The 6,000-nt window shown below is 67.2% G+C and carries 6 protein-coding genes; 3 read left to right on the plus strand and 3 right to left on the minus strand.

Annotated features, from left to right (window positions below; translation table 11 throughout):
• Nucleotides 1-55: 55 nt before the first annotated feature.
• Complete coding sequence (locus tag ACFTWP_RS37050; protein WP_380269493.1) at nt 56-817, plus strand: winged helix-turn-helix domain-containing protein; 762 nt, start codon at nt 56-58, stop codon at nt 815-817.
• Between the two features lie 274 nt (nt 818-1,091).
• Here ACFTWP_RS37050 and ACFTWP_RS37055 read toward each other — a convergent pair whose 3' ends face one another.
• Nucleotides 1,092-1,403 (minus strand): hypothetical protein, encoded by a 312-nt coding sequence (locus tag ACFTWP_RS37055; protein WP_380269501.1) that lies wholly within the window; start codon nt 1,401-1,403, stop codon nt 1,092-1,094.
• On the opposite strand from ACFTWP_RS37055, the gene ACFTWP_RS37060 reads away from it, so the two are divergent.
• Together ACFTWP_RS37060 and ACFTWP_RS37065 are read left to right on the plus strand one after the other, a co-directional pair.
• Nucleotides 1,366-2,502, plus strand: coding sequence for an MFS transporter (locus ACFTWP_RS37060; RefSeq protein ID WP_380269494.1), 1,137 nt, complete (start codon nt 1,366-1,368; stop codon nt 2,500-2,502). The genes ACFTWP_RS37055 and ACFTWP_RS37060 overlap by 38 nt on opposite strands.
• 165 nt (nt 2,503-2,667) lie before the next feature.
• Nucleotides 2,668-2,940 (plus strand): hypothetical protein, encoded by a 273-nt coding sequence (locus tag ACFTWP_RS37065; protein ID WP_380269495.1) that lies wholly within the window; start codon nt 2,668-2,670, stop codon nt 2,938-2,940.
• Nucleotides 2,941-3,697: 757 nt separating this feature from the next.
• On the opposite strand, the gene ACFTWP_RS37070 is transcribed toward ACFTWP_RS37065, so the two are convergent.
• Both ACFTWP_RS37070 and ACFTWP_RS37075 read right to left on the minus strand, forming a co-directional pair.
• Nucleotides 3,698-4,804 carry an ROK family protein gene (locus tag ACFTWP_RS37070; protein ID WP_380269496.1) on the minus strand — a complete coding sequence of 369 codons (1,107 nt, stop codon included), beginning with the start codon at nt 4,802-4,804 and terminating at the stop codon, nt 3,698-3,700.
• A 186-nt stretch (nt 4,805-4,990) separates the two neighbouring features.
• Nucleotides 4,991-5,851 carry a carbohydrate ABC transporter permease gene (locus ACFTWP_RS37075; RefSeq protein ID WP_380269497.1) on the minus strand — a complete coding sequence of 287 codons (861 nt, stop codon included), beginning with the start codon at nt 5,849-5,851 and terminating at the stop codon, nt 4,991-4,993.
• Nucleotides 5,852-6,000: the final 149 nt, after the last annotated feature.

Below are 6,000 nucleotides of genomic sequence, written 5' to 3' on the forward strand. Positions count from 1 at the left end.
AGGCACAGGGCGGCGGTTTGACCTACGCGGAGAGGGCCGTGCGGGAGCGTATCCGATGGCAGGCTGTGGAACGTTTCGAGGCGGCGAGGAGAGCCGGGAGATCGCGGCCGCGCTACGGGTGAGCGTGCGTTCGGTGGAGTACTGGCGCCGGCAGTGGTGCGAGGACGGTGCTGCGAGAGTCGCCTCGAAGGGCTCGCCCGGTCGCCCGAAGCTGTCCGATGCCCAGATCGCGCGGCTGGAGGGGGAGTTGGAGCGTGGGCTGCTGGCACACGGCTGGGAGGACCAAGGGCGGACTCTGGCACGGGTGAAGACGTTGATCGGCCGGCTGTTCCACGTCTCCTACATCGTGGAGGGCACATGGGTCCTGCTCAAGCGGCACGGATGGTCCTGGCAGCAGCCGGCCCGCCGGGCGGTCGAGCGCGACGATACGGCCGTTGAGTTGTCTGTTCTGCGGCGAACCGCTCAGCTACAACCAGGTCAGGGCCTGGCGGGCAGCCGCTCCCAGAGCGTGATCACGAACCTCTACGGGCCGACCGAACTCACCATCAGCTGCAGCGACTACACGGTGCCCGGCGACCCACGGGAATGGCCCCCCCACACCCAATGGAACGGTCCCGATCGGCGGTCTCTATCCGGGACTCGAGTACACCATCCTCGACGACCTCGGAGAGCTGACCGACAGCGGCGAGCTGTACGTCCGAGGCCGACAGCGCTTCGAAGGCTACCTGGACCCCGGAACGAATGCAGGTTGCTTTCACCCCGAGCCGGCTGCGGACCAGCCCACCGTTCCCCCAGACCGCTGGTACCGGACGGGTGACCGCGTCACGGTCGACCAAGGCCTTCTGATCCACCTCGGTCGAACCGACCAACAGATCAAAGTCAACGGCCACCGCGTCGAACTGGGCGATGTCGAAGCAGCCGTGCGGGCCCTGCCGAACGTCATCGACGCCGTAGCCGTACAGGTTGCCGAGCCCGTCGGCGCCGGAGTCGCGACAGGCATCTACGGGGTCTGCGTGGCCCCGAGCGGTGATCCCACCTTGCTCCGCACCCTGCTGGCGGGCGCACTGCCCGTTTACATGCTGCCCAGGCGCCTACTGCTCGTCGACCGACTCCCCACCAACCCCAATGGGAAGGTCGATCGCGCCGCAGCCCAGGAACTCGTCCGTAACTCGCTTCGCTCGGCAAGCAAGCCGGAACCCAACAGGGCCTGACGGCGGCAGCAGCCCTCTCCGCGCAGGTCCGCTCGCCAGCTCAACAGCAACCAGGAGGCACCAGCCAATGGTCGGCGCATACTGACAGCTCTTCTCCGCGAAGGGCAGCGTCACTTTCACACTGGCGGGACTCGTCGCCAGACTGCTGATGTCCATGTTCGGGATCAGCATCGTCCTGCTCGTGGCCGACACCACCGGATCGTATGCCATCGCCGGCGGTGTGTCCGCAGTCGGCCTCGTCGGCGTCGCCGTCAGCGCCCCCCTCGTCGGACGGCTCGTCGACAGGCACGGCCAAGCCAAGATCGCAGTCCCGGCCACTCTCATCTCGGTCACGGCGTGTACTGGCACCGCCCTCTGCGCCGAGTTCGGTGCGCCCCGCTGGACGCTCTACATCACCTACCTGGCTTCTGCGGGCGTGCCGTTCGTCGGAACGATGGTGCGGGCACGCTGGGTCGCCATCTACGAGGGCGACGAGCAGAGGTTGCACACGGCGAACGCCTTCGAGCGAATAGTCGACGAGTCGGTGTTCATCTCCGGACCCGCGATCGCCGCGGCTCTGTGCGGCACGCTCGGCGCGTCCGCCGGTCTGATCGCCGCCAACGTCCTGCTCCTCGTGGGCACCTTGCTGTTCGCCATGCAGCGATCCACCGAACCGGCTCCGCATCCTGCCGGGCCTGACGACGTGCGGCCTCGCCTGGTCGATCACAGGATCAGCTCCGCAATCGCGCTCTTCCTGATCCTCGGCCTGGTCAGCGGTGCGATGGAAGTGGTGACTGTGGCGTACGTCGCCACGATCGGATCGAAGTCCGCCGCCGGTCTGTTCCTCGGGCTCGCCGGACTGGGTTCCTGCCTGTCGGGCGTCGTGTACGGCACGTACAGGCCCGAAGGGGACGTGCGCAGGCGCACCCTTCTGTTCGCCGCGATCCTGTCCTGCTGTCTGCTGCCCTTCCCCGTCCTGGTGCAGGGCAACCTGTGGGTCCTCGGACTGTGGGCGTTCCTGGTCGGTACAGCATCGGCGCCCATTCTGATCACGAGCATGTCGCTACTGCAGCAATTGACGCCCAAGGAGCGGATGAACGAAGGCATGGCGATGGCGGACGCCGGAATCGTCGTCGGTATGGCCGTCGGTGCGCTGGCAGGCGGATGGATCGTCACACGCTACGGAAATGTCAGCGGTTTCTGGACCCTGACCTTCGCCGGCGTCCTCGTCCTTCTTATGGCAGTCGGCGGCACACTGCGATGGAACACGAACCCGGCCGGAGCGAACACCGAGGAGGTTGGAACTCCATGATCCACAGGGGATCCCCACCACGCTCGACACATCCACAGCCGACCACCGAACGGGTGATCTCTCCGTGACGACAATTCAGAAGACCAGGGTCGTCCTGGTGCGGCAAGGCGTCTGGGACATGCCGCTCGAGTCCGTGCCGCTCGCCGTTCCGGATATCTGAAAGCCATGATCCTCGACGACCCGGAGCTGACGGCCGGGACGACGGTCGGCATCGCCAACTTCCGCGGCAAGCTGACACACGGTGAAACGGCCCGGAAGCGCTTCTCCGGGGAACTGCCGGACATGATCGCTTTCTCCGTGCTCGACTGGAACGTCCGGGCCTTCGGTGCACTCGCCGCCACCTTCAAGCGGCTGAACCCGGACGGCTGGGTGGTGTTCGGCGGCACCCACGTCAGCCACCAGGCCGAGCGGGGTGCTGCGCGAGCACCCCGCGGTTGACCTGGGGGTCGCCGCGAAGGCGAGATCACCTTCCGCGAGTTGGTCCGGGCCCGGGCCGGCGGCCGCGCGGTCACCGGCCTCGCCGACCTGGAGGGGATCTCCTTCCGCGACGCCAACGGGCGCACCGTCACCACCGCGGACCGGCCCCGAATCGAGGACCTCGACCTCATCCCCTCGCCGTTCCCCACCGGGGCAATCGAACTACTGGACGAGGAGGGCGAGTTCCGCTACTACGTGGTACTGATCGAGACCAACCGCGGCTGCCCGTACAAGTGCGCGTTCTGCTACTGGGGCGGGGCGGTCGGGCAGCGCGTGCGGGCCTTCTCCCGCGGGCGGCTCAAGGCCGAAGTGGAGCTGTTCGCCAAGATCGGCGTGCACACCACCCTGCGGAACTACGTCCATCCCCTGCGTCCCGAGCACCGGGCCGCGGGGAGTACGCCACCGATGGCCCGGCCTCCCTCGTCCCGTCAGGCCACCCGCTGGATCATGGGCCACCCCGATCACCTGCGCGAGGACGACCAGCAGCAGCTCAAGGCCCTGCTCACACGCTCACCCGAACTCACGGCAGCCGCCGGCCACATCCGAACTTTCGCGTCCATCATGGCGTCGAAGCCCTGCCGCCCAACCCCGCGTACCATGCCTGAACAGCGAAAAGTCATACGCCGCAAGCGGATTGCGGATGCCTTCTCACCTCCAGGCAACACTCCTGACGAGGCGTCCGTGCGCGGCAGCCGCCTCACCAACCGGGCCGGGTTGCTCATCCCCCAGCTGCCGGAGCTTGGAAGAGCAGTGCGTCCACCTGCTCCAATGCAAGGCACACGGCCCCCAGGGCGACCGCTTCCATGCCCAGGGTCGACACGACGACATCCGGCGGATCGAGGCACATCCTGGCGAGGTGTCCGCGGACCGGGCCGAGGAGTTGCTCGCCCGCGAGGGACATGCCTCCACCGATCACGAGCAAGTCCGGGTTGACGGTGAGAACCATCGCCGCAGCACCTTGTGACAGTCGCATCGCGAACCGGTCGATCGTCTTCAGCGCTCTGACGTCTCCGGCCGCCGCATCGGCGAAGAGCTTCTCGACATCGGGCGCCGCCTGGAGCTCGGCCATCTCGGGGCCCTCCCAGCCGACGAGGGAGAGAGCGCCGATCTCCCCGGCTGCTCCCCCGCGGCCGCGGTACAGGCGTCCGTCGAGCATCAGGCCGGCCCCGCTGCGGTACCCGCTGATGAGGTGGATGAAGGTTCCTGTCGCTTTCGCCGCGCCCCGCCAGTGCTCGGCCACTGCCGCGCAGTTGGCGTCGTTCTCCACGAAGACCGGGCAGTCGAACCAGCCTCTCATCGCATCCGCCAGGTGCAGGCCGCTCCATTCCGGGATCGGCACGGAGAGTCGGACGTCGCCCTCGTGGATGATGCCGGGCACGCCGGCGCACAGCACCTCCAGGTGGACAGGAAACTCCTCGACGAACGCGGCCACCGCTACGCGCAGCTCGTGCAGGCGCTCGTCCTTGCCGAGGTTGGGGGCCACCTCCAAGCGGCGCGAGCCCACCGTGGCGCCGTCGAGGTCGGCCAGGAGGAGGTAGTTGCTGTGCACCCCGAGGTCGATACCGAGGACATGGCCGCGCTCGGCCCGGAACCGGAAACGCCGGGCGGGCCTGCCAAGCGCCTTCTCAGGGGCCAGCTCCGCGACCCACCCACTGTCGCAGAGTTCTGCGGTGATTGCGTCGACCGTCTGCCTGGACAGGGCAGCGGCCTGGCTGAGTTGGGAGAGGGTCATGGGCGAGCCCGACCTGCGCAGGACGCTCAGCACGGTGCGCGTGTTGAGGCGCCTCAGTAGTCCGAGGTCGCCTCCTGTCAGATCGGCGCTCATTGCAGTCTCACACCCCACAGTGGTGGATTTTGTCCATATTATGCATCTTTGTTACGTAAAGCATTGAATGACCCTTCCAAATCTCGCGCCTCCTGCCTGGCAGACCGCCGGCCCGGCAGGGTCGAGGTGGAACTCGCCTTCGCCGGTCCGGAGCGAGGCGGGGCGGGGCAGGAGCATGGGGTGGGGTCAGCCTTTCACAGCACCGGCGGAGACGCCGGAGACGAGCTTGCGCTGGATGATCAGGAAGAACACGACGACCGGGAGGGAGAAGATGACGGAGCCGGCCATCTGGCCGCCGAAGTCGGTGCCGGTGATCGGGGTGCTGAAGGAGGCGAGCCACACCGGGAGGGTGTACTGGTCCTGGTCCTTCATGAAGGTGTAGGCCACCAGGTAGTCGTTCCAGGCCGCGATGAACGCGAAGATGCTGGAGGCGACGACACCCGGGGCGACCAGCGGAAAAAGGATCTTGTAAAGGATCTGCCAGGTGGAGGCGCCGTCCAGGCGGGCGGCCTCCTCGATCTCCACCGGAACGGCGAGGAAGAAGCCCCGCATCACCCAGATGGAGAACGGCAGGACCACGGCGACGTACGCGAGGATCAGACCCGCGTAGGTCCCCAGCAGCCCGACCCGGTTGAACACCAGGAACGTCGGGATCAGCAGGGCCGAACCGGGCAGCATCTGCACGACCAGGATCGCCACCATGATGGCGCGCCTGCCCCGGAACCTGAACCTGGACAACGCGGCGGCCGCGAACATCCCCAGCACCACGGCCAACAGCACCGTGCCGCCCACCACGATCAGACTGTTCCACAGGTTCCGGTAGAACGTGGTCTGGTTGACCGCCGCATCGAAGTTCGACAGCGTCGGGGACTTCGGAACGAACAACGGGGTCGAGGTCATCGCCTCGGAGCGCGGCTTGAAAGCGGTGTTCACCATCCAGTACACCGGAAAGACCCACACCAGGCAGAACACGACCGCGATCGTGTTGGCGAGCGCACCGCCCTTCGGATTGCCGGCCCGACTGCGGCGCGTACGAAGGTAGTTCACAGGTCCTCCCCGGAGCGCAGCAGGTTGCGGATGTAGAGGGCGGTGATGGCGACCAGGATGGCGGTGGTGATGACCGACAGGGCTGCGCCCTGGCCGATCCTGAAGGCGACGAACGCGGTCCGGTAGGCGAAGATCCCCAGCGTGGTGGT

Origin of the sequence: Kitasatospora sp. NPDC057015 (assembly GCF_042673745.1) — a bacterium.
In the GTDB taxonomy this organism is placed as follows: domain Bacteria; phylum Actinomycetota; class Actinomycetes; order Streptomycetales; family Streptomycetaceae; genus Kitasatospora.